Below are 20170 nucleotides of genomic sequence, written 5' to 3'. Positions count from 1 at the left end.
ACAATTCAACCTACCGCCCAGCGGATTGAAGGAGGTGCCGAATGGCTATGACGCCCCAAGAGCGCGACAAGCGCCGGCGCGAGAAGGCCGAGCGCCTGCAGGAAGAAGACCTGCGCTTGAAGGTTCGACCAGGGACTAAACAGGCCCTGCTGGAACTGATGGAATGGGCCGGGATCGAGGAACAGGGCGAGGCGATGACGCTGATGATTCATCACGTCGAGGCTCTCGGACATCACGCACTGTTCAGGATTGCGCGCCACGAAATCAAAGGTCACCGGGTTGTGGCGCGGACTGAACCGTTGAGGCTGTCAGCCAGGAAGCGAACTGGCCAGCACCTGCGAGCGATTTGCGGCTGGGCTGACACGACGTACAGCCAGATGATCGAGGCGCTGATCCATAGCATTCACGCCCTGGGCGCGCTGCACGCGGCGAAGTTTCTCACCCCGCCGCGGCACGAAATCAGCATCTCGCCAAGGCTGGCCTTGGCCTTCGCGCGGAAAAGCATGCTGATGATTCAACAAGACCCGGGGGATGAGGTCGTTTGCCCAGTTAGCGAGAAAGGTGATTGAGGTAAGGATCCAGCTCAACGAATTTGGTTGCTGCTTGCTTGAGTTCGCGAGAGGCGTGCTTCCAGAACACTACATGGACTGCAATTCCACGAGCCTTCAATTTCTCAATGGCCGGAACATAGTCTGCATCGCCAGCAACAAGCGTGATTTCGTCACCGGGCTGAAGAACCGTGAAGGAATCTTCGATCATCGTAGCCACGATATCCGTATCAATCTTCTTTTCATGATTTACGACGTTTCGGTCGTAGGTCGTGACTTGGAAGCCGTTGCGTCGCGCAGCATCCCACACGGAGTCATTTTGCGGTGGCCGAGAACCGAAGAGCGCCGCCTTGCGCACATCTGCCTTGTCTCCACCTGCAAACTGGAAAAGCTTCCCGAAATCAAGCTTCCAGCTATGGTCGCAGATCTTGTTTTGCACTGCTGCCCACACGTCAGGTGCCAACCCGTTCGCATAAGCAGCAACATGCATTCCCTCGATCCAGACGTTGGAATTGTCCACATAAACCAGGTTTGCCATTCGATCTCCTAATCCGGCTCCGTGCCGGTCACCCGTAATACCCCATCCCAAACCAAATTGCCACCATGCCGCATCCGGCCACGGAGGGCGGCGCATGCATGGAGAAAGCCATGAGCAACTACAACTGCGACTACGTCCGCCGAACCTACGACGTGCCGGCCGAGATCGGGCGCCGAGTCATCGCCAACGGTGAGCCAGTCGTGATAATGGCCGACCGTGGCCACTACATCGGCGTCATCCTCGACAGCGATCCGAAGAAGCGCATTCGCAACTACCACCCCACCTGGGAGATGCAGTACGGCGAAATGGCCGAGAAGCTGCCGCTGAAGCAGTGGGAAGTTCTCGCCAATGGCATGTACGACTGGGATGACGTTCGGTACATGCTGGGCGATGCGCGCCACTACGTGCAGCGCGTGTGGGCAGCGACCCGCAGCCAGGCCAAGTACCGGGCCTATCAGGAACTGGCCGAGTGCTTCAACGACGACGCCACAGCAATGCTGACCTTCAAGGTGCGCGCCGCCTGACCCTCCGGTGCTGCCCGCCAGCGCAACCGCGCATATGAAAACGCCGCCTATGTCGGCGGCGTTAAGAAAAGCGGTGCGTCAGGGCGTGTAACCCTTGCTCTTGCTGCGATCAGTAGGACCGCCCATGTCCCAAAAGTCCTTAGACTTCTGCTCGTCGATTTGGGCCTGCTTCTCTGCGTCTGACTCCAGACACCCACTGAGCAACCCAGCGCTGACTAAAGCAATGATAGCTAGTGCGAAGGCACGGATCATGGCTTGAACCCTTGGTCCTGGCTCTCGTCTGGCGGAGTGATTTTCCAAAATTTCTCGCTGGCTTCTTGCTGCTCCTTCGCCTTCTCTTCGGCCTCGGATTCGAAGCAGCCGCTCAACGACAGCGCAGTAACAGCAACGAGCATGGCGCCAATGATGGTGCGTTTCATAAGGATCCTTCCTGTGAAATGGTCGGGCTTTATAGCAAAGATCGAATCCTTCCGCAAAAACTGACACCAAGCGCTGCCCGCCAGCGCCTTCCCCTATCAAACGATGAACGCCTCCCCGGCGAGGGCGGCGCCTGCACGCCTGGAGCCTGCCATGACGTACATGCTTCACCTTGGCGACTGCATCGAGGCGATGCGGGACATGCCCGATAACTCGATCGACAGTATTGTCACCGACCCGCCCTATGGACTGAGCTTCATGGGCAAGCGCTGGGGTTACGACGTGCCCAGTGTCAATATCTGGGCAGAGTGCCTGCGAGTGCTCAAGCCTGGCGGCCATCTTCTGGCGTTCGCCGGCACCCGCACCCAGCACCGCATGGCCGTCCGTATCGAGGACGCGGGCTTCGAGATCCGCGACATGATCGCGTGGGTGTACGGCTCTGGCTTCCCAAAGTCGCACAACCTCGGCGGCGCCTGGCAAGGCTGGGGCACCGCACTCAAGCCAGCATTGGAGCCGATCACCATGGCACGCAAGCCCCTGATCGGAACCGTGGCGACGAACGTTCTGACGCATGGCACGGGGGCGCTGAACATCGATGGGTGCCGCATCGGTGACAGCAAGTCTGTGCCAGCCAGCCTCAGCAGAGCTGCAGCGGGCAATAGCTTGTCTGGCTCGGCTGATGGATCTTTGCGCCGAGAGACCGGCGATGAGTCTGGACGTGACCCGAATGTTGGCCGTTGGCCCGCCAACCTGATCCACGATGGTAGCCCGGTAGCTCTCGAGCAGTTCCCTGACGCCCCAGGCCAACTCGCCAACGCCAGCACCAACAGCGAAGCCAGGAAGACTCAAAACGCCTACGGAGCCATGCGGCGCGGCCGTGGCGAAGAACCATCGGCCAACAGCAGCAATGCCGGACTGGTCGGGTTCAGGATGAAGCCTGGCGAGCGCCGCATGGACTCAGGCAGCGCAGCGCGGTTCTTCTACTGCGCCAAGGCGAGCCGCGCCGACCGCAACGACGGTCTTCCTGTCGGCGAGCAGCCGGCCGTGGCCGCCGGGGCCACCATGCGGGAGCGCGAGAACGCCGATTGGCCAAAGCGCAATGGGAACCACCACCCCACGGTCAAGCCGACTGATCTGATGGCCTACCTGCTGCGCCTGGTAACCCCGCCTGGCGGTACCGCCCTCGACCCGTTCATGGGAAGCGGAAGCACAGGCAAAGCCGCCATGCGCGAAGGATTCAACTTCATCGGCTGCGAGCTAGACCCGGAGTACTTGGCGATCGCCAAGGGACGTATTGAGCACGAGCTGGCGAAAGCTGTCGCCTTGCGGGAGCCGCCAGCTGAACAACAACTGAGCCTCTTTGGCAGCTGACATTACAGCGAGACACCATGACCACAGCAATCGACCTGTTCGCCGGCCTCGGTGGATGGAGCACCGGCGCGCGCGCCGCAGGCGTCCAGGTTCTCTGGGCGGCAAACCACTGGCCGGTAGCCGTTGAATGGCACAGCGCCAACCACCCCGACACGCAGCACGTATGCCAGGACCTGCACCAGGCACGCTGGGAGCAGGTACCGGCACACGACATCCTGCTGGCTTCGCCCTGCTGCCAGGGCCACGCCAAGGCCCGCGGCAAGAAGTCGGGCAATCCCGAGCACGACGCCTCGCGCTCGACGGCCTGGGCGCCGGTATCGGCCCTTGAGTTCCACCGGCCGCAGGCGGCAGTGATCGAGAACGTGCCAGAGTTCACCGACTGGCTGCTCTACCCAGCTTGGTTGCAGGCCATCCAAGCGATGGGCTACCAGTGTGCGCCGCACATCGTGGACTGCGCAGACCTCGGCGTGCCGCAACACCGGGTGCGCCTGTTCATGGTCCTGACGCGCAGCAAGGCCCCACTGATGCTGCAGTTACCGCAGGAGCGGCATGTGCCGGCAAGCACCTTCCTCGACTTCGACGCCGGGCGCTGGTCTCTCATCGAGAAGCCAGGCCGGGCCCAGGCCACGCTCGACCGGGTGCGCAACGGCCGCCAGCGCTTCGGGGGCCGGTTCATCATGCCCTACTACGGCAAAGGCTCCGGTACCACCGGCCGCGACATCAACCGGCCGATCGGCACCATCACCACCTTGGACCGCTGGGCCCTGGTCGACGGTGACCGTATGCGGATGCTCAGCGCCAGCGAGGCCCTGGCCGCAATGTCCTTCCCGGCAGACACCCTGCGCCCGGACAACCACCGGCTGACCATGCACATGGCAGGAAATGCGGTACCGCCTCTAGCTGGTCAGCGGGTGATTGAGGCACTGCTTAAAGCTGCTTAGCCGTAAATTGCTGTCGAAGAAGTAATCAGCGGCGCCGGGTGAGTAACGCGCTGTGTTGCGAGCCAAGTTCTCGTTCCATCTACATCCAGCCTTCGCCCATTAACTGCCAGCTCACCGGCAAGGGTTCCGGATAACCGGTAGTGACCACATCCATCAGGACAATTTAGCTCTGTCCAATCACCAACGGTTTGGAACCGCTCGGATTCAGTACCGCACACGAAGCATTCCATGTTGCAGCCCTCCTTGTAGTGGCTAATTGACTCTAGACCAATTCTCTTGAGGTATCCCCATGCCCACAGAAAACCGATCCAGCAACACAGAGATGGTCAGCGTGCCGCGTGAGCACGAACTGAAGATCCGACAGACCCCGCTGGCTGACTTGCTCAGCGGCCTCAAGACCGGCGAGGTCCGGGATTGCTCAGACCGTGAGTTCGCCGTCGGCGACACGGTTCTGCTCCGCGAGATCGACGATTCCCGCGACTACACCGGCACGGTTCTACGCCGGACTATCACCCATGTGCAAAAGCACTACGGCCTGCCGGATCACTTGTGCGTGCTGAGCTACGGCCAACCAGCCCCGCAGCCCCACCCCGAGGCTATAGCCTGGATGGTTGGTACTGCCTTCTGGTGGACCAAAGTAGAGGCAGAGAGGGATGCGGCGGCGACTGGGCTGCCGATTGTTGGACTGGGTCCGATGACCTATAGCGCTGAGGTTGAACGGCTGCGCGCTGCGCTGAAGTTCTACGCAGACCGCGAGCATTACCACTTCGAAAGCGGAAATTGGGACACCGTGAGCGGCGAACCGCTGAACATCCTTTGGTGCGGCGACGAACCGGACTTCATCGAAGATGGCACCGTTGCCCGTGCCGCCCTGGAGCGCAAGCTATGACCGGCACCATGCAACCATCGGCAGAGTACCGAAGCGTGACTATTCCAGTGTGCCAAGACCACGGTGGCTTCCACTCCATTAAGGTCACCCTGCCGTGGGTGTGCAGGGTTTGTGGCAGGCCACGCGGTGAACCCTTCGCGAGCGTCAGCTACGACGGCAGCAGGCGTCTTCAGGTCCACTCTTGGAACAACCCGTGCGGCCATGTCGAGAAGAACCACGACGTGCGCAGCGACCTGGGTATGTTCGCCTGAGCCCCACCGGAGCACATTTGTACTCCACTCCGCTGTAACCCCTCTCCCCTCTATTCACTGCCGCGATATGGCGGCCAAGGACGCCCTGTGCCTGAAATCAAGCGGACCTACCTGATCGGCTACCTGTGCAAAGTCGGCGGCGGCAGGCTCTTCCATGAGCGCGACACCGATGACGCCCCAACTCGCCAGCAAATCGAAAGCATGGAAGCGAAGCTGGCCGCTGACAATGGACTGCCCTGCGCAATCACGTCGATATCTCTGATCCAGAACTGCAAGGTGCAGCCATGACCCGCCTCGCCCTCTGCCTCCTGCTGCTGGCCACCGGTGCCAGCGCAACCGAGAACGTCATCGACGTGCAGCACGACAGCAAGCGCGGCGTCACCTGCTACCTGCTGAATGGGGTCGGCATCAGCTGCATCCCCGACAGCCAGCTGCAGGCCGGCAACGAGCGCCAGCTCTCCCCGCACGAAACCAACCCGAACCTATACCCGCTCTGGCGCCTGGGCGCTGGATTGATGAGAGGTATGAGATGTGAGCAAGGTAATCCACTTGGTCTCGCACTTCTGGTGCTTCGACGATCATGACTGCCAGATCGCGTGCAACCAGGCCGGCGAAGACATGGACGGATCTGATCGACCGCAAGAGGTCACCTGCAAGAAGTGCCTACGGGTCTACGCGGCGCACGAGCGGCAGGGCCAGGAACAACGCAGAAAGCGCTTGGCCGCACAGCAGGTGGCGCCATGACCGACCTGATCGAAGTGAGGGTATCCAACCTGGTCGGCGAGGCCTTGGGCTGGGCAGTAGGAAAGGCAGAAGGCCTGGACCTGCAACTGGCCCCGCCCGGCTACAACGGCGTTCCGTGGCGGGTGTTTGCGCGGTACCAAGGTCAGGCCATCGAACACACCAAACGCTTCAACCCGTGGGAGGACTGGGCGCTGGGCGGCCCTTTGATCGATAAGTACAAGCTTGATCTTGGCGCGCCGCTGGAGAACAAATCAGGCCCCTGGAATGCCAACACCGAATGGGGTCACCCGTTAGGCCAGAAAGGCGAAACGGCTCTGGTTGCGGTCTGTCGTGCAATCGTAGCCCACATGCTCGGCGATACCGTCCAGGTGCCCAAGGAGCTGATGCCATGATCGCCCTCGCCTACATGGCCTACCTGATCTACAGGGGGCCGCGATGACCGAAATGAGCAAGATCTACCCGCACATGACGGAGAAAGAAGAGCGAGAGCACTTTCGGAAACTGCTCGAAGAGGAAGAGCGCCAGCGCATCGCCCAGTTCGCGCAGCTCAAGGCCGAGGAACATCACACCCACTGTCGCGACTGTGGCAGGTTCGTCGACAAGAGCCGCTGGCTGCTGAAGGCCTCGGCATGGGCGCAGCGCGGACAACGCCCACTATGCGCGCCATGCTTCGCCGAATACGACTTCGACTACGGCTAATTCCAGCCTAACCCCTCCCCCTACTACTCAAGCCCGCCGACATGCGCGGGCATGGAGAGCTATTGCCATGATCATCGACGATGTGATGACCGACAAGATCACGCTCCACGGCCTGGGCTTCGTCCAGGTGCAGCTGCAGGGCGACCAACGCCTGCACGTGTGGCACCCCGAACTGCCGCGGCGCAGTTGCCTCGAGCACTCGGCCATTCACGATCACCGCTTCAGCTTCGTGTCCCGTGTGCTTGTCGGCGAACAGATCAACCATCGATACGAGCCTGTGCGGCACGCCGATGGCGAGTTCGTGTTGTACCTGCATGAAGGGAAGCGCCAAGCCGGTGGCGGGCGTCCCTGGACGCCGGATGGCCGTGCCGATATGGCCCACCAAGGAACCGACCTGATCTATGCAGGGGGTGAATACCTTACCTACGCCTACGACTACCACAGAACCGAGCCAGGTGGTGACGGCCGGGTAGCGACCATCATGCGGAAGGATGCCGAGTTCCCGGAAGGTGCCCACTCCACCTGCCGCTACGGTATCCAGCCGGACACAGACTTTGACCGCTACCAATGGCCCGCCGCTCGACTCTGGGAAGTCGTGCGCGAAGTGCTGCTGGCCTGACCACCAACCTGCCGCCACCGGCGGCGTGGAGACCATCCATGAACCTGATCGACTGCTACGTCACGAAGATCCTCGGCGAGCCGTACCGCAAGTTCGGCGCCTGGTGGGTCGATGTCGAGTACAACGCTTGGGGCAGCACCAGCAAGACCAGGCTCATGTTCCGCACCGAGGAAGCCGCCCGCGCGGCGAAGGTCGGGCACAAATTCACGGCCTGAGGATTACCCATGACCACCCCATTCAAGGCCTACACCCTGGGCGAGGACTTCGCCGTCAGGGAGGTCACCATCGTGCGCAAAGGCCTGTTCTGCGTGGACAGCAAAGGCATGAAGCACCCGCGGCCGAAGTTGTTCACCAGCGCCAAGGCCGCGCAGGACAAAGCCAGGAAGTGGCTCGCTGACCGTGAGGCGCAGCTGGCCAGAGAAAACGAGCTGCATGAGCAGCGCAAAAAGATAGTCGCATCCTACTGATGCCGCCGGGTGCGGCAGGAGCCCCACATGGAACCAGAAATCATCCACATCCCCGAACTGGCCAAGCTCCTTGGCCGGTCCGAATCCGCCATCCGCAGCGCCCGGCAGGCCGGGGCATCCTGGCTGCCGCCGTTCTTCAAACAAGGCAGCCGGATCTGCTGGCGGGTCAGCACGGTGCGCCAGTTTTTGCAGGAGTGCGAGAGCGGACTGCACACTCCGGCGAAGCCAGGCCGGAAGCGCCAGGCGCCCCCGACGCTCGCCAGCGTGCGTTAACCGAGCTTGTCAGCCAGGGTATCGGGGCACAGATGCGTGTAGCGCTTGAGCATGCTCAAGGACTTGTGCCCCGTGATTGTGCTGACCTCCATCATCGACAGACCTTTTTCGAACAGCCTCGACGTCCCTTCATGGCGAAGGTCATGGAAATGCAGGTCTTCAACGTTAGCCGCCCGGCAGGCCCGGGTGAAATATTGGCTGACCGAGTGCGGGACCAGGGAGAACACCTTGCCATCCAGGCGCGCCGGCAGCGACTCCAGCAGATTGCGCGCCCGGACAGACAGCGGGACCAGTCGACGGGTACCGTTCTTGGTGTCTTCCAGAATCACGTGCTTCGCTTTGACGTTCTCGCGACGGAGCGTCAGCAGTTCGCTACGGCGCATCGCCGTCTCTACCGCAATACCGATGATCGCCGGCATCTCAGCGTGGATATCGCCTGCCGCCTTGATCACATCCTTCAGCTCCTGGGCAGTCGGCCGCCGATCGCGCGACTTCGCCCCCTTCGGCATTCTCAGCCGAGCTACCGGGTTGCTCAGCCCCTCAATACCCCAGTCCTTGATGGCCACTGTATAAAGGTGGCTGATCACCGCCAGGTCGAGCTTGACCGTCGCGGTGGACTTCCCTTCCTTGAGCTCATCATCCCTATATGCAGCCATATCGCTTGACCGGATCGCGGCCAGGCCCTTCTTCGCCAGCTTGTGCTTCTTCCACTTGGCGATGCGGGTCATTTCCTGCTTGGCGCCCTTCTTGGCTGAAGTCACCTCGCGGGAGTAGCGGTCAAGGGCCTCTTCCAAGGTCGTGCTCTCCGCCTCGCGCATGTCGACGAACCTGGCGCGCGACATGTCGCCTTCGATTTCGGCAGCCCAGCGCTGGGCCTCGGCCTTGGTGTCGAAGGTCGCGGAGAGGGTCGGATATCCTTTTCGGCGGATCTTGGTCCGCCATGCCCCGTTGGGGCGCTGCTCGATAGTGGCCATGCACCGGATTTTGCCGGGGACCCGTGGGACATGCAATTTCTTCGAGTGTCCCAGGATTGTCCCAAATGGCCGGGGCCAGCAAAATCCGCAGGCATGAAAAAAGCCCCGCAACCTCAATGGCTGCGGGGCTTTAGAATAGTGGAGGCCGAGGTCGGAATCGAACCGGCGTAGACGGATTTGCAATCCGGAGCATAACCACTTTGCTACTCGGCCTCAAAGTTCGGATCTAGCTGCTTGCGCTTCACTATCTCCTTGAAACGCTGAACTTTTTTCAAAGTTTGTTGCGTTTCGATGGGCGCCATTATGTCTGCATTCGTTTAACCTTGCAACCCCCTGAACAAAAAAAAATTTCAACGGGTTCAAGGTGTTAGCGCAGGCGGCCAAGTTTACTCCATAAACCCACCACGGTGTTCTCCACCGTGCCGCTGGCAGCCATGCCGATGCGCTCCTGCAGGCTCTTGCGTTCGGCATAGTGCAGGTGGAACAGGTTGGCCGTGCGTGCGCGCTCGCTGAGGTATTCGTCGCTGGTCTGCAACTCGTCCACCAGCTTGCGGTTGAGTGCCGCAACGCCCAGCCAGACTTCGCCGGTGGCCACTTCGTCGATGTGCAGCTGCGGGCGATAACGGGCGACGAAATCCTTGAACAGCTGGTGGGTGATGTCCAGGTCTTCCTGGAACTTCTCCCGCCCCTTCTCGGTGTTTTCGCCGAACACGGTCAGGGTGCGCTTGTACTCGCCGGCAGTGAGCACTTCGAAATCGATGTCGTGCTTTTTCAACAGCCGGTTGACGTTGGGCAATTGCGCCACCACGCCGATGGAGCCCAGCACGGCGAACGGTGCGCTGACAATCTTCTCGCCGATGCACGCCATCATGTAACCGCCGCTGGCAGCCACCTTGTCGATGCACACGGTCAACGGAATGCCGGCCTGGCGAATGCGCGCCAGTTGCGATGCGGCCAGGCCGTAGCTGTGTACCAGGCCACCCCCGCTTTCCAGGCGCAGTACCACTTCGTCATGTGGGGTGGCCAGGGTCAGCAGCGCAGTGATTTCGTTGCGCAGGCTTTCGGTGGCAGAGGCTTTGATATCGCCATCGAAGTCCAGCACGAAGACCCGGCCCTTTTCCTCGGCCTTGCCCTTTTTCTTCTGCTGCTGTTTTTCCGCCTTGGCCTGCTGCTTGCGCAACGCCTTGAGCTGGGCCTTGTCGAGCAAGCCGGACTCCAGGCGCTCACGCAGGTCCTTGTAGAATTCGTTCAGACGGGTGACCTGCAATTGCCCGCCCGGTTTACGCCGCCCTTTGCCACGCAGCCCGGCGATGGCCGACAGCACCACCAGGATGGCGATGACCAGGGTGGCGGTTTTGGCGAGAAAGCTTGCGTATTCGGCAAGAAACTCCACATTGACTCCTTAAATGCCTGCGCCACAACGGCGCGTAACTGTAGCAAGCATACCGTTGCGCCTGAGGTGCTGCCAGCCGGTGCAAACGCTGGCAACATCTTTCAAACAACCTTTTCAAACGCTTGTATGTTTTTTCGTTGACAGCCCGTGTGCCGCATCCTAACCTCGCAGCAACCTCCAACAGGCCGGAACCTTCCGTGGGCAACCTCTACCTGATCCGACATGGCCAAGCCTCCTTCGGCGCCGAGGACTACGACGTCCTCTCGCCGGTGGGCGTGCGCCAAAGCCAGGCCCTCGGTGAACACCTGGCCCAGCTCGGCGTGCGCCTGGACCGCTGCGTGGCAGGCAACCTGCGCCGCCAGCAGGATACCGCGCGCCTGGCACTGGAAGCCCTGCACGCCAGTGGCTGCCCGGTGCCGGCTGTTGAGACCGATGCCGCGTTCAATGAGTTCGATGCCGACGGCGTGATCCGCGCCTTGCTACCCGGGCTGCTGCCGGACGAGCCTGATGCCCTGCACATCCTGCGTAATGGTGCACAGCATCGCAGCGAATTCCAGCGCCTGTTCGCACTGATGGTACAGCGTTGGTACGAGGGCGAGCATGCCGACGATGGCCTGGAAACCTGGCAGGCCTTCACCACTCGGGTGCGCGATGGCCTGCACCGCGTACTCGATGGCGCCGCCGGCAGCGAGAATATCGCCATCTTCACCTCGGGCGGCACCATTGCCGCCCTGCTCCACCTGGTTACCCGTATTACCCCCGGCCAGGCGTTCGCGCTGAACTGGCAGATCATCAACACGTCGCTCAGCCAGCTGAAGTTCCGCGGCCGCGACGTGGCACTGGCTTCCTTCAACAGCCAGGCCCATGTGCAACTGTTGAAGGCGCCGGAGCTTGTCACCTATCGATGAGCCCGGCTTGTTGTGTCCCTGCGGGGACGTGTAAATCACTCTATAAGGAATGCGCCATGACCTCCGTAGCTGATGCCGTCAAAAAGATGCAAGAGAAGTTCAACCCATCCGCTGCCGCCGGCCTGGACCTGGTGTTCGGCTTCAACATCACCGACGAAGACAAGCACTACGCGCTGATCGTCAAGGACGGCACCTGCGACCTGCAGGAAGGCGAAAACCCGGATACCAACTGCACGCTGGTGATGGACAGCGAAACCCTCAAGGGTATCGTCAGCGGCGAAACCGACGGCATGCAAGCGTTCATGAGCGGCAAGCTGCGCGTTGAAGGCGACATGATGCTGTCTATGAAGCTCAGCGAGCTGTTCCCATCCTGAGGGATGGGAAGCCCGGAAGAGCGAAAGACCGAAGCCTGAACGGCTTCGGTTTTTTTTTGCCCTCAGCAGGCTTGCGCTGGCTGTCTGCGGGAGCGCGTCGAGCAAACAATGCAGCTTTCATCAAGGCAGTTGATCGAGCAGCAACACCCGCACCTATAGGGCACCTGGCACGCTTGTTCCAACCTCACCAGCGCATTAGATTAGCCAATAGTCCTTGCGATCGAGAATAAGGAAAACGCATGACGCTCACCGACCAGTCCACCCAGGTACGCCCCGGCGAAGAACTCGATGCAGCCGTCATCGACCCTTACCTCAAGGCCAATATTCCCGGCCTGGAAGGCCTGCCGCGCATCACCCAGTTCCCCGGCGGTGCCTCCAACCTCACCTACCTGGTCAGCTACCGGGACCGCGACTTCGTGCTGCGCCGCCCGCCGTTCGGCCAGAAGGCCAAGTCGGCCCACGACATGGGCCGCGAATTTCGTATCCTCAACCAGCTGAACAGCGGCTTCCCGTACTGCCCCAAGGCCTTCGTGCACTGCACCGACATCAGCCTGATTGGCGGCGAGTTCTACGTCATGGAACGGGTCAACGGCATCATCCTGCGCTCGGACATCCCGGCCGAACTGGACCTCGATGCCCCGCGCACCGAGGCCTTGTGCAAGAGCTTCATCGACCGCCTGGTGGAGCTGCACCAGGTGGACTACAACGCTTGCGGCCTGGCCGACCTCGGCAAGCCACAAGGCTATGTGCAGCGCCAGATCGAAGGCTGGACCAGCCGCTATGAAAAGGCCCTGACCCCGGACGCCCCGCGCTGGGAACAGGTGACCGCCTGGCTGCGCGAAAAGATGCCCGCCGACCACCCACGCCCGGCCATCGTGCACAACGACTACCGTTTCGACAACGTGATCCTCGATGCCGCCAACCCCATGCACATCATCGGTGTGCTGGACTGGGAAATGGCCACCCTCGGCGACCCGTTGATGGACCTGGGCAATAGCCTGGCCTACTGGATCGAGGCCGATGACCCGGCGCCGATGCAACTGATGCGCCGCCAGCCCAGTAACGCGCCGGGCATGCTCAACCGTCGCCAGTTCGTCGACTACTACGCCGAGCGCGCCGGCATCCGCCTGGACAACTTCGATTTCTACTATTGCTACGGCCTGTTCCGCCTGGCCGGCATCGTCCAGCAGATCTACTACCGCTATTACCATGGGCAGACCCAGGACAAGCGTTTCGCCCAGTTCATCCACATGAACCGCTTGCTGGAACAGATGACCCTGCAGGTTATCGCCAAGTCCAGCCTCTGAGCACCGACCTCGACGACGGATAACAAGGAAACCAGCATGTCCAAGACCCACCTGTTCGACCTCGACGGCAAGATCGCCTTCGTTTCCGGCGCCAGCCGCGGCATTGGCGAGGCGATTGCCCACTTGCTGGCGCAGCAAGGTGCCCATGTGATCGTGTCCAGTCGCAAGCTCGACGGCTGCCAGCAGGTTGCCGAGGCCATCATCGCCGCGGGTGGCAAGGCCACTGCGGTGGCTTGCCACATTGGCGAACTGGAGCAGATCCAGCAGGTGTTCGCCGGTATTCGCGAACAGTTCGGTCGGCTGGATATCCTGGTCAACAACGCCGCCACCAACCCACAGTTCTGCAATGTGCTGGACACCGACCCGGGCGCGTTCCAGAAGACGGTGGACGTCAACATCCGTGGCTATTTCTTCATGTCGGTGGAGGCTGGCAAGTTGATGCGCGAGCAGGGCGGCGGCAGCATCATCAACGTCGCATCGATCAACGGGGTTTCGCCTGGCCTGTTCCAGGGCATTTATTCGGTAACCAAGGCGGCGGTCATCAACATGACCAAGGTCTTCGCCAAGGAATGCGCGCCGTTCGGCGTCCGCTGCAACGCCCTGTTGCCGGGCCTGACCGACACCAAGTTCGCCTCGGCCCTGGTGAAGAATGACGCCATCCGCAACGCCGCGCTGCAGCAGATCCCGCTCAAGCGCGTGGCCGACCCCAGGGAAATGGCCGGCGCCGTGTTGTACCTGGCCAGCGATGCCTCCAGCTACACCACCGGCACAGCACTCAATGTCGACGGTGGGTATCTGTCCTGATCAGGGTTTGATTGCCATCAGCGTATAGCTCAGGGGCAGGCGTGCTGGCTGGTCACGCAAGCGCCACTCGCCATCGTCACCCTTGACCATCTGCCCCGGCAACGCCTCCCACGGAATGCTCTGGTGCTGGACCAGGGCAGTCAGTTGCAAGCCCTGGTCCAGCAAGACCTCGCCATACATCATTGGCGCAGCACAGCTGCTCGGCCAAAGCCCGCGCTTCGGCCAGCGATGCTGCCGAATAGTCCAGCGAATGCGTCATCGCCTGTACCGGCGCATTCGTGGGTTACAGGCAGGTCGCCGCCGCCGCCCGGCGCTGCAGCGCCACGCCATCGTTTTTCTGCGTGTAGAAATCCACCCGTGCCCCGCCGGCTTGCGGGTACACATCCACGAACGCTTCGGCTTCACGGGTATAAACCGTGAACCCGCCCTGCTTGCGCGGTTCCAGATAGCCGCTGGCGTCGTCGCCGAACACCTTATCCTCCTGCCAACTGAACTGGATGCACTGGGCCACCAGCTCCGGCGCCTTGTGCGAGTCGAGCTGCGCGGTCGGCTTGCCGCCGCGGGCCGTTTCCATGGTTGCAGAAGCACAACCCACCAGCATCAGTGCCGCGGCCATCGGCAGAATCGCACGCATGTTCCATCCTCAGGGTAAAAAAGAAAGCGACTCTAGCACTGGCGGGCATCGTGAGTGAATTGCCTGGTGCAAACCGCTGTCGCAGCTAAGACATGCCGCCATGAGGAATCGTCATGAAACTGCACTACCTGCTGCTTGCCGCACTGCCCTGCCTGCCCCTGACCGTCGGCGCCGCGCCGTCCAGCGAAGAAAGCATCACCGCCCCGGAAACCCACAACCGCGAGCTCAAGGTCGGCGACAAGGCGCCTGACCAGTACAAGCGCGATGACCAGGCTCTGAAGGACTGGAAAGGCAAAGGCCTGCCGGCACCAGAGAAGGAAAGCCACTGGGTACGCATGGGCGATCACTACGTGCTGGTGCAGATCACCAACGGTGTCGTGCTGGCGATCCAGCCAGCGCGCTGAAGCTGCCTGCATCACGCCATCCACTCATCGCTGGCACGACAAATATTTTTGCCGGCCAGCGAAACCAAATGGAGCGATTCCAGTCTCACGGGATGTGCCGTAAACCGTTGCGGATCAAGGACCTATATCGTGATACCCCGTCTTGCAAGCCTTTCGCTGATCGCCGTTGTCCTGCTCACTGCAGGGTGCCATAGCCATCGCTACCATGACGACGACGATGGCTGGCGGGACCGCGACCATGAGCACCGCCACCACCATCGGCATGATCGCCATGACGACGACGATGATGATGACGATCGTGATTACCGCGGTGACCGCTACTACCGCTGAAACGTCTTCTCCCCCAGACCCGCCGCCCGTGCGCGGCACTTTCACCTGATGATTCCTTCGAGGTTCGTATCATGCGCTTGACTCTGCCTTCCCTTGCCCTTGGCCTGCTGCTGTGCCAGGGCGCTTTCGCCGGTGACGGTACTGCCGCCATTGGCGGTGGCCTGGGTGGTGTTCTGGGTAACGTTGTCGGCCAACAGATCGGCGGCCGCACCGGGGCGGCCATTGGCGCCGGCCTCGGCGGCGCAGCCGGCAGTGCGGTAGGCGCAAGCAAAGGCAACCGTACCGAAGCGGCCATCGGCGGTGGCCTGGGCTCGGCCGGTGGTTCGCTGCTGGGCGGCGCGGTGGGCGGCAAGACCGGCTCCACCGTGGGTGCAGGCCTGGGCGGCGCGGCCGGTGGTGCCATCGGTAACCACCTGGGCGACAATGGCGGCAGGCACCACCGTCACCGCCACTGATGCCAGTGACCGAGGGGCCGCAATGCGGCCCCTTGTGTTTTGCAAACCCTGCAGTACATCAATACCTCCTTCAGCACCATCCGGCACACTGCCTGCTAGTGTCTAATGTGCCCCCTGTGTGAAGGAACACCCCCGCCCCATGAACCAAGAGCTGCTCTGGGTCCTCGGCCTGTTGGCCACCGTCATCATCCTGTTCGTCGTCAACCGCCCGCGCATGGACGTGGTCGCGCTATTGGTGATCCTCGCCCTGCCGCTGTCGGGCATTCTCACCGTGGAGCAGGCACTGGCCGGTTTCAGCGACCCCAACGTGGTGCTGATCGCTGCGCTGTTCGTGATCGGTGAAGGCCTGGTGCGCACCGGCATTGCCTACCGCATCGGCGAGTGGATGAGCGAACGGGCCGGCAACAGCGAAGCCCGCCTGCTGGTGCTGCTGATGGTGGCCGTGGCGGGGCTGGGATCGATGATGAGCTCCACTGGCGTGGTGGCGATCTTCATCCCGGTGGTGCTGAGCATCGCCGCGCGCCAGCAGCTTTCACCCAGCCGGCTGATGATGCCACTGGCCTTCGCCGGCCTGATCAGCGGCATGCTCAGCCTAGTGGCCACGCCGCCCAACGTGGTGGTGCACAGCGAGCTGGTGCGCCATGGCGAAGCGGGCTTCAGCTTTTTCAGCTTCACCCCGTTCGGCGTGGTGGTGCTGGTGCTGGGCATAGGCTACATGCTGCTGACCCGGCATTGGCTGAATGGTGAGGTACGCAAGGACGGCCGGGTGGAAAGCCGCCGCACCTTGCTCGACCTGGTACTGGACTACAAGCTCAACGGCCGTGAGCGGCGCCTGCGCATCCGCCCTCATTCGCCGCTGATCGGCCATACCCTGGGCGAACTGGAGCTGCGTACCCGGCATGGCGCCAACGTGATCGGTATCGAACGCCAGCACAAGTTCACCACGCGGGTGATTGCTGCCGATTCCGGTACCGTGCTGCAGCAGGGTGACGTGCTGCTGCTGGACCTGTTCGCCAACCATGACGACCTGCGCAGCCTGTGCCAGTCCATGCAGCTGGAGCCATTGCACTTCAAGGCAGCGTATTTCATCGACCAGTCGCAGGAGCTGGGCATGGCCGAGGTGTCGCTACCACCCGGCTCGCAACTGATTGGCAAGAGCATCCTCGAACTGGCCTTTCGCACCCGTTTCGACCTCAACGTGGTTGGCCTGCGCCGCGAACAGGCAGCGATCGACGCGCAACTGGTGGAAGAGAAGCTGCGCCTGGGTGACACCCTGCTGGTGGTCGGCCCATGGAAGGCGGTGCGCCAGCTGCAAAGCCGGCCCAAGGACTTCCTGGTCCTGAGCCTGCCTGCGGAAATCGACCTGGTCGCGCCCGCGCGCAGGCGTGCACCGCAGGCGCTGCTGAGCCTGGCGGTGATGGTCGGCCTGATGGTCAGCGGCGCGGTACCCAACGTCATTGCCGCGCTGATCGGCTGCCTGCTGATGGGCGCAGGCCGCTGCATCGACATGAACAGCGCCTACCGGGCCATCCATTGGCAAAGCCTGGTACTGATTGTCGGCATGCTGCCCTTTGCCCAGGCGCTGCAGAAAACCGGTGGCATCGACCTCGCCGTGGGCGGGCTGGTCAGCGTACTGGGCGGTGCCGGCCCAGGCGCCATCCTGGCCTGCCTGTTTGCGGTCACTGCACTGATCGGCCTGTTCATCTCCAACACCGCCACTGCGGTATTGATGGCCCCGGTCGCCGTCAGCACCGCCGCGCAGCTGGGCATGTCACCCTACCCGTTCGCCATGACCGTGGCGTTGGCCGCCTCGGCCGCGTTCATGACACCGGTATCCTCGCCGGTCAACACCCTGGTGCTGGGCCCCGGACAATACCGCTTTGCCGACTTCGTCAAGGTCGGCGTGCCATTCACCCTCCTGGTGATGCTGGTGACGGTCTTGATGGTGCCGTGGTTCTTCGGGCTGTGAGGCAATGACAGCCAATGCAGGCAATTTGGCATTATCCCGGCCGATCGCGGCAGATTGACATCAAGTACCCTGACGAAACACACTGATACGTCATTGCCCCAGGTGCTACCAGCCGTTGTCCTGGATTTCGTTTCCGCTTTGCCGGTCGAGCCCATGGTTTTTCCAGCCCAGTCGCGCTTGCTGCACGTCGTCATTCTGCTTGCCTTGACCTTCGCCCTGACCCTGGGCGGTATCCTGGCCCGTCCGATCGAATCACTGTCGCTGTTCTGGCCGGTCAATGCGGTACTCGCCGGGGTGTTGCTGCGCTTCCCGCGGCAGGCAACGCTGACGGGCTTCGCCCTGATCTGGCTGGCCATGGTTGGCGCCGACCTGCTGTGCGGCAGCGCCTGGGTACCAGCCCTGTGGTTCAACCTGTGCAACCTGGGCATGGTGGTCACGCTGTGGCAGTTGCTTTCGCGCTTGCCACGCCTGCACCAGCGCATGCGTACCCCCCACGGCGTAATCAGCGTGTTCGCCGCTTGTGCCGCCGGCGCCATGGTAGCGGCCAGCATGGCAACCCTGATGGCCGCCCCCTGGTTCGAACAGTCCTTGCACGCTACCTGGCTGGCCTGGTTCAGCGAACAGTTCTCTACCAGCGTGCTGGTGCTGCCAGTGCTGCTTACGGCGCCCTCGGCACGCGCCCTGGTACGTGGCGGCGCCCAGGCCATCCGCCTGGCACCGTTACTGGTACTGCTGGCTTCGCTGGCGCTGGGCATTGCTTTTGGCGGGCCCGGGGCCATTGCGTTCCCGATTGCCGCGCTGTTGTGGTGCGCCTGGACGTATTCACCGTTTCTGGTTGCCCTGTTGACGCTTACCGCCGGTAGCACACTGATCGTGGCGGTGGCGCAAAACCTCATGCACTTCATCGTGCCGCAGAGCGAGCTGGGCGTGACCACCCTGGTGTCTGCGCGCCTGGGCATTGCCATGCTGGTGCTCGGGCCGCTGGTGGTCGCCTGCGTCAGCCAGGCCAACCGCAGCCTCATGGCCCGCCTGGCGCATCAGGCCACCATCGACCACCTCACCGGCGCGCTCACCCGCAGTGCCTTCACCCGCCGCGCCAATGCCCTGCTGGACAGCCGTCAGCAACACGCCCAGGCGCTGCCGCTGACCCTGATGATGCTGGACATCGACCACTTCAAGGCCGTCAACGATGCCCATGGGCATGCGGTGGGCGACCAGGTGCTGCGCCAGTTTGCCGGAGCCCTGCAAGACCAGTTGCACGATAGCGAACTGTTCGCCCGCCTGGGCGGCGAGGAGTTCGTCGTGATCATTCCGGGCCTGGCGCCCGACCGCGCCAAGTTCACTGCCGAACGCCTGCGCCGCGCCGTCCAGGAGCTGCATGTGGTGCAGGCCGACCAGCGCCTGCAGATTACCGTGAGTATCGGCCTGGCCGGTTGTGCCGCCGACACGCCAGCGCCCACCCTGGACGAACTGCTGGCGCGCGCCGACCAGGCGCTGTACCGGGCCAAGGCACATGGCCGCAACCGCGTGGAGCAGGCCGAGGCGCAGCGCCAGGTGATCTGAGCTAGCCGGCCAGCAAGTCCCATGACAGCTTGGCGATCAGCACGCACAACAGCACCAGGAACAGTCCGCGTACAAAACCCGCCCCCTTGCGCACCGCCAGCCAGGTACCGGTCAGCGCGCCGATGACGTTGCACGCGGCCATGGGCAGGGCGATGGCATACAGCACATTCCCCGAGGGCACGAAGAACACCAGCGCCGCCAGGTTGGTGGCGATGTTGACCAGCTTGGCCGACGCCGAGGCGTGCAGGAAGTCCAACGCGAAGAAGCGGATGAACAGGAAGATCAGGAAGCTGCCGGTGCCCGGCCCGAACAGGCCATCGTAAAAGCCGATCGCGCCGCCGATCAGTACTGCCAGGCACTGCTCCTTGCGGCCGATCTTCGCGGGCTTGTGCAACGTGCCGAAATCCTTCTTGCAGAAGGTGTAGAAGGCCATCAGCACGATCAGCACCAGCACCGCCGGGCGCATCACGCTGGGCGGCACCAGCGACACCGTGGCAGCTCCGGCAAACGACATGACGAAGGCACTGAGCGCCGCTGGCACGATCAGCCCCCAGTCCAGCGTCACCTTGCGGATGAACGAACGGGCCGCGAACGACGTGCCACAGACCGACGCCAGCTTGTTGCTGCCAAGCAGTGCCGCCGGTTGCGCCGTGGGCAACACGTTGAACAAGGCCGGAATCTGGATCAGTCCGCCGCCACCGACGGCAGCGTCGATCAACCCTGCGGCGAAGGCGAACACGGAGAGCACAGCGATATCCATCATGATGCGGTTCC

The 20170-nt window shown here is 62.4% G+C and carries 28 protein-coding genes, 1 tRNA gene and 2 pseudogenes; 23 read left to right on the top strand and 8 right to left on the bottom strand.

Annotated elements, in window-relative coordinates; all coding sequences use genetic code 11:
• Nucleotides 1-41 precede the first annotated feature (41 nt).
• On the top strand, nt 42-569 hold the full coding sequence (locus tag HU760_RS09970; protein WP_186674599.1) for a hypothetical protein: 528 nt from the start codon (nt 42-44) through the stop codon (nt 567-569).
• Here HU760_RS09970 and HU760_RS09965 read toward each other — a convergent pair.
• Nucleotides 550-1086 (bottom strand): NYN domain-containing protein, encoded by a 537-nt coding sequence (locus tag HU760_RS09965; protein ID WP_186674606.1) that lies wholly within the window; start codon nt 1084-1086, stop codon nt 550-552. The genes HU760_RS09970 and HU760_RS09965 overlap by 20 nt on opposite strands.
• A 110-nt stretch (nt 1087-1196) precedes the next feature.
• On the opposite strand from HU760_RS09965, the gene HU760_RS09960 reads away from it, so the two are divergent.
• Nucleotides 1197-1610, top strand: a complete 414-nt coding sequence (locus tag HU760_RS09960) for a hypothetical protein (RefSeq protein ID WP_186674608.1) — start codon at nt 1197-1199, stop codon at nt 1608-1610.
• A gap of 248 nt (nt 1611-1858) precedes the next feature.
• On the opposite strand, the gene HU760_RS09955 is transcribed toward HU760_RS09960, so the two are convergent.
• Complete coding sequence (locus HU760_RS09955; protein WP_170931045.1) at nt 1859-2029, bottom strand: hypothetical protein; 171 nt, start codon at nt 2027-2029, stop codon at nt 1859-1861.
• A gap of 151 nt (nt 2030-2180) precedes the next feature.
• On the opposite strand from HU760_RS09955, the gene HU760_RS09950 reads away from it, so the two are divergent.
• The 12 genes and pseudogenes from HU760_RS09950 (at nt 2181) to HU760_RS09895 (ending at nt 8281) form a co-directional block, all read left to right on the top strand.
• A complete protein-coding gene (locus HU760_RS09950; protein ID WP_186674609.1) occupies nt 2181-3398 on the top strand; it encodes a DNA-methyltransferase in 1218 nt (405 codons plus the stop codon).
• Between the two features lie 17 nt (nt 3399-3415).
• Complete coding sequence (locus tag HU760_RS09945; RefSeq protein ID WP_186674610.1) at nt 3416-4339, top strand: DNA cytosine methyltransferase; 924 nt, start codon at nt 3416-3418, stop codon at nt 4337-4339.
• A gap of 289 nt (nt 4340-4628) precedes the next feature.
• Complete coding sequence (locus tag HU760_RS09940; RefSeq protein ID WP_186674611.1) at nt 4629-5228, top strand: DUF3850 domain-containing protein; 600 nt, start codon at nt 4629-4631, stop codon at nt 5226-5228.
• A gap of 338 nt (nt 5229-5566) precedes the next feature.
• Nucleotides 5567-5767 carry a hypothetical protein gene (locus HU760_RS09935; protein WP_186674612.1) on the top strand — a complete coding sequence of 67 codons (201 nt, stop codon included), beginning with the start codon at nt 5567-5569 and terminating at the stop codon, nt 5765-5767.
• Nucleotides 5764-6014 (top strand): annotated as a pseudogene (locus tag HU760_RS09930) (hypothetical protein). The gene HU760_RS09935 and the pseudogene HU760_RS09930 overlap by 4 nt, the downstream one beginning before the upstream one ends.
• Nucleotides 6011-6223 carry a hypothetical protein gene (locus HU760_RS09925; protein ID WP_054883282.1) on the top strand — a complete coding sequence of 71 codons (213 nt, stop codon included), beginning with the start codon at nt 6011-6013 and terminating at the stop codon, nt 6221-6223. The pseudogene HU760_RS09930 and the gene HU760_RS09925 overlap by 4 nt, the downstream one beginning before the upstream one ends.
• Entirely contained in the window at nt 6220-6615 is a 396-nt protein-coding gene (locus tag HU760_RS09920; protein WP_186674613.1) for a DUF2591 domain-containing protein, read from the top strand. The genes HU760_RS09925 and HU760_RS09920 overlap by 4 nt, the downstream gene beginning before the upstream one ends.
• A gap of 43 nt (nt 6616-6658) precedes the next feature.
• Nucleotides 6659-6922 (top strand): hypothetical protein, encoded by a 264-nt coding sequence (locus HU760_RS09915; RefSeq protein ID WP_186674614.1) that lies wholly within the window; start codon nt 6659-6661, stop codon nt 6920-6922.
• Nucleotides 6923-6989: 67 nt separating this feature from the next.
• On the top strand, nt 6990-7541 hold the full coding sequence (locus HU760_RS09910) for a hypothetical protein (RefSeq protein WP_186674616.1): 552 nt from the start codon (nt 6990-6992) through the stop codon (nt 7539-7541).
• A 38-nt stretch (nt 7542-7579) separates the two neighbouring features.
• Nucleotides 7580-7756 carry a hypothetical protein gene (locus HU760_RS09905; protein WP_186674618.1) on the top strand — a complete coding sequence of 59 codons (177 nt, stop codon included), beginning with the start codon at nt 7580-7582 and terminating at the stop codon, nt 7754-7756.
• Between the two features lie 9 nt (nt 7757-7765).
• Complete coding sequence (locus HU760_RS09900; protein ID WP_186674620.1) at nt 7766-8008, top strand: hypothetical protein; 243 nt, start codon at nt 7766-7768, stop codon at nt 8006-8008.
• A 27-nt stretch (nt 8009-8035) separates the two neighbouring features.
• On the top strand, nt 8036-8281 hold the full coding sequence (locus HU760_RS09895; protein WP_054904585.1) for a helix-turn-helix transcriptional regulator: 246 nt from the start codon (nt 8036-8038) through the stop codon (nt 8279-8281).
• On the opposite strand, the gene HU760_RS09890 is transcribed toward HU760_RS09895, so the two are convergent.
• The 3 genes from HU760_RS09890 to sohB all read right to left on the bottom strand — a co-directional run bounded on the left by HU760_RS09890 (nt 8278) and on the right by sohB (nt 10648).
• A complete protein-coding gene (locus HU760_RS09890; RefSeq protein WP_071984553.1) occupies nt 8278-9255 on the bottom strand; it encodes a tyrosine-type recombinase/integrase in 978 nt (325 codons plus the stop codon). The two genes, HU760_RS09895 and HU760_RS09890, sit on opposite strands and share 4 nt — an antisense overlap.
• A gap of 139 nt (nt 9256-9394) precedes the next feature.
• Nucleotides 9395-9468: transfer RNA gene (locus HU760_RS09885), tRNA-Cys, on the bottom strand.
• A 154-nt stretch (nt 9469-9622) separates the two neighbouring features.
• Nucleotides 9623-10648: a protease SohB gene (gene sohB, locus HU760_RS09880; protein ID WP_186674622.1), complete on the bottom strand. Its 1026-nt coding sequence runs from the start codon at nt 10646-10648 to the stop codon at nt 9623-9625.
• Between the two features lie 197 nt (nt 10649-10845).
• Between sohB and HU760_RS09875 the strand changes: the two genes are divergently transcribed.
• The 4 genes from HU760_RS09875 to HU760_RS09860 all read left to right on the top strand — a co-directional run bounded on the left by HU760_RS09875 (nt 10846) and on the right by HU760_RS09860 (nt 14041).
• On the top strand, nt 10846-11556 hold the full coding sequence (locus HU760_RS09875; RefSeq protein ID WP_186674623.1) for a histidine phosphatase family protein: 711 nt from the start codon (nt 10846-10848) through the stop codon (nt 11554-11556).
• Nucleotides 11557-11612: 56 nt separating this feature from the next.
• Nucleotides 11613-11930: an SCP2 sterol-binding domain-containing protein gene (locus tag HU760_RS09870; RefSeq protein WP_186674624.1), complete on the top strand. Its 318-nt coding sequence runs from the start codon at nt 11613-11615 to the stop codon at nt 11928-11930.
• 239 nt (nt 11931-12169) lie between these two features.
• Entirely contained in the window at nt 12170-13237 is a 1068-nt protein-coding gene (locus HU760_RS09865; protein ID WP_186674625.1) for a phosphotransferase family protein, read from the top strand.
• A 36-nt stretch (nt 13238-13273) separates the two neighbouring features.
• Complete coding sequence (locus HU760_RS09860; RefSeq protein WP_186674626.1) at nt 13274-14041, top strand: SDR family oxidoreductase; 768 nt, start codon at nt 13274-13276, stop codon at nt 14039-14041.
• Here HU760_RS09860 and HU760_RS09855 read toward each other — a convergent pair.
• Together HU760_RS09855 and HU760_RS09850 are read right to left on the bottom strand one after the other, a co-directional pair.
• A pseudogene (locus tag HU760_RS09855) lies at nt 14042-14215 on the bottom strand (SAM-dependent methyltransferase); the annotation flags it as partial. It lies immediately after the preceding gene.
• 109 nt (nt 14216-14324) lie between these two features.
• On the bottom strand, nt 14325-14675 hold the full coding sequence (locus tag HU760_RS09850; protein WP_186674627.1) for a hypothetical protein: 351 nt from the start codon (nt 14673-14675) through the stop codon (nt 14325-14327).
• A gap of 113 nt (nt 14676-14788) precedes the next feature.
• On the opposite strand from HU760_RS09850, the gene HU760_RS09845 reads away from it, so the two are divergent.
• From HU760_RS09845 to HU760_RS09825, 5 genes are all read left to right on the top strand, one after another.
• On the top strand, nt 14789-15079 hold the full coding sequence (locus tag HU760_RS09845) for an RcnB family protein (protein WP_186674628.1): 291 nt from the start codon (nt 14789-14791) through the stop codon (nt 15077-15079).
• Between the two features lie 132 nt (nt 15080-15211).
• On the top strand, nt 15212-15409 hold the full coding sequence (locus HU760_RS09840) for a hypothetical protein (protein WP_186674852.1): 198 nt from the start codon (nt 15212-15214) through the stop codon (nt 15407-15409).
• 71 nt (nt 15410-15480) lie between these two features.
• Nucleotides 15481-15864, top strand: a complete 384-nt coding sequence (locus HU760_RS09835) for a glycine zipper domain-containing protein (protein ID WP_186674629.1) — start codon at nt 15481-15483, stop codon at nt 15862-15864.
• 139 nt (nt 15865-16003) lie between these two features.
• Nucleotides 16004-17833, top strand: coding sequence for an SLC13 family permease (locus tag HU760_RS09830; protein ID WP_186674630.1), 1830 nt, complete (start codon nt 16004-16006; stop codon nt 17831-17833).
• Between the two features lie 138 nt (nt 17834-17971).
• The gene (locus HU760_RS09825) at nt 17972-19396 is read left to right on the top strand and encodes a GGDEF domain-containing protein (protein ID WP_186674853.1); all 1425 of its coding nucleotides are present in this window, start codon (nt 17972-17974) and stop codon (nt 19394-19396) included.
• A gap of 1 nt (nt 19397) precedes the next feature.
• On the opposite strand, the gene HU760_RS09820 is transcribed toward HU760_RS09825, so the two are convergent.
• A complete protein-coding gene (locus tag HU760_RS09820) occupies nt 19398-20159 on the bottom strand; it encodes a sulfite exporter TauE/SafE family protein (RefSeq protein ID WP_186674631.1) in 762 nt (253 codons plus the stop codon).
• Between the last annotated feature and the right edge of the window lie 11 nt (nt 20160-20170).

Source organism: Pseudomonas oryzicola (assembly GCF_014269185.2).
GTDB lineage: Bacteria > Pseudomonadota > Gammaproteobacteria > Pseudomonadales > Pseudomonadaceae > Aquipseudomonas > Aquipseudomonas oryzicola.
Note: the sequence above shows the minus strand (reverse complement) of the source record. Positions and strands in the feature narration are given on the sequence as shown.

Bases quoted from the DNA above. Each gene is read 5' to 3' on its own strand.
- HU760_RS09970 (WP_186674599.1), top strand. From the start codon at position 42: ATGGCTATGACGCCCCAAGAGCGCGACAAGCGCCGGCGCGAGAAGGCC.
- HU760_RS09965 (WP_186674606.1), bottom strand. From the start codon at position 1,086: ATGGCAAACCTGGTTTATGTGGACAATTCCAACGTCTGGATCGAGGGA.
- HU760_RS09960 (WP_186674608.1), top strand. From the start codon at position 1,197: ATGAGCAACTACAACTGCGACTACGTCCGCCGAACCTACGACGTGCCG.
- HU760_RS09955 (WP_170931045.1), bottom strand. From the start codon at position 2,029: ATGAAACGCACCATCATTGGCGCCATGCTCGTTGCTGTTACTGCGCTG.
- HU760_RS09950 (WP_186674609.1), top strand. From the start codon at position 2,181: ATGACGTACATGCTTCACCTTGGCGACTGCATCGAGGCGATGCGGGAC.
- HU760_RS09945 (WP_186674610.1), top strand. From the start codon at position 3,416: ATGACCACAGCAATCGACCTGTTCGCCGGCCTCGGTGGATGGAGCACC.
- HU760_RS09940 (WP_186674611.1), top strand. From the start codon at position 4,629: ATGCCCACAGAAAACCGATCCAGCAACACAGAGATGGTCAGCGTGCCG.
- HU760_RS09920 (WP_186674613.1), top strand. From the start codon at position 6,220: ATGACCGACCTGATCGAAGTGAGGGTATCCAACCTGGTCGGCGAGGCC.
- HU760_RS09915 (WP_186674614.1), top strand. From the start codon at position 6,659: ATGACCGAAATGAGCAAGATCTACCCGCACATGACGGAGAAAGAAGAG.
- HU760_RS09910 (WP_186674616.1), top strand. From the start codon at position 6,990: ATGATCATCGACGATGTGATGACCGACAAGATCACGCTCCACGGCCTG.
- HU760_RS09905 (WP_186674618.1), top strand. From the start codon at position 7,580: ATGAACCTGATCGACTGCTACGTCACGAAGATCCTCGGCGAGCCGTAC.
- HU760_RS09900 (WP_186674620.1), top strand. From the start codon at position 7,766: ATGACCACCCCATTCAAGGCCTACACCCTGGGCGAGGACTTCGCCGTC.
- HU760_RS09895 (WP_054904585.1), top strand. From the start codon at position 8,036: ATGGAACCAGAAATCATCCACATCCCCGAACTGGCCAAGCTCCTTGGC.
- HU760_RS09890 (WP_071984553.1), bottom strand. From the start codon at position 9,255: ATGGCCACTATCGAGCAGCGCCCCAACGGGGCATGGCGGACCAAGATC.
- HU760_RS09870 (WP_186674624.1), top strand. From the start codon at position 11,613: ATGACCTCCGTAGCTGATGCCGTCAAAAAGATGCAAGAGAAGTTCAAC.
- HU760_RS09865 (WP_186674625.1), top strand. From the start codon at position 12,170: ATGACGCTCACCGACCAGTCCACCCAGGTACGCCCCGGCGAAGAACTC.
- HU760_RS09860 (WP_186674626.1), top strand. From the start codon at position 13,274: ATGTCCAAGACCCACCTGTTCGACCTCGACGGCAAGATCGCCTTCGTT.
- HU760_RS09850 (WP_186674627.1), bottom strand. From the start codon at position 14,675: ATGCGTGCGATTCTGCCGATGGCCGCGGCACTGATGCTGGTGGGTTGT.
- HU760_RS09845 (WP_186674628.1), top strand. From the start codon at position 14,789: ATGAAACTGCACTACCTGCTGCTTGCCGCACTGCCCTGCCTGCCCCTG.
- HU760_RS09835 (WP_186674629.1), top strand. From the start codon at position 15,481: ATGCGCTTGACTCTGCCTTCCCTTGCCCTTGGCCTGCTGCTGTGCCAG.
- HU760_RS09830 (WP_186674630.1), top strand. From the start codon at position 16,004: ATGAACCAAGAGCTGCTCTGGGTCCTCGGCCTGTTGGCCACCGTCATC.
- HU760_RS09820 (WP_186674631.1), bottom strand. From the start codon at position 20,159: ATGATGGATATCGCTGTGCTCTCCGTGTTCGCCTTCGCCGCAGGGTTG.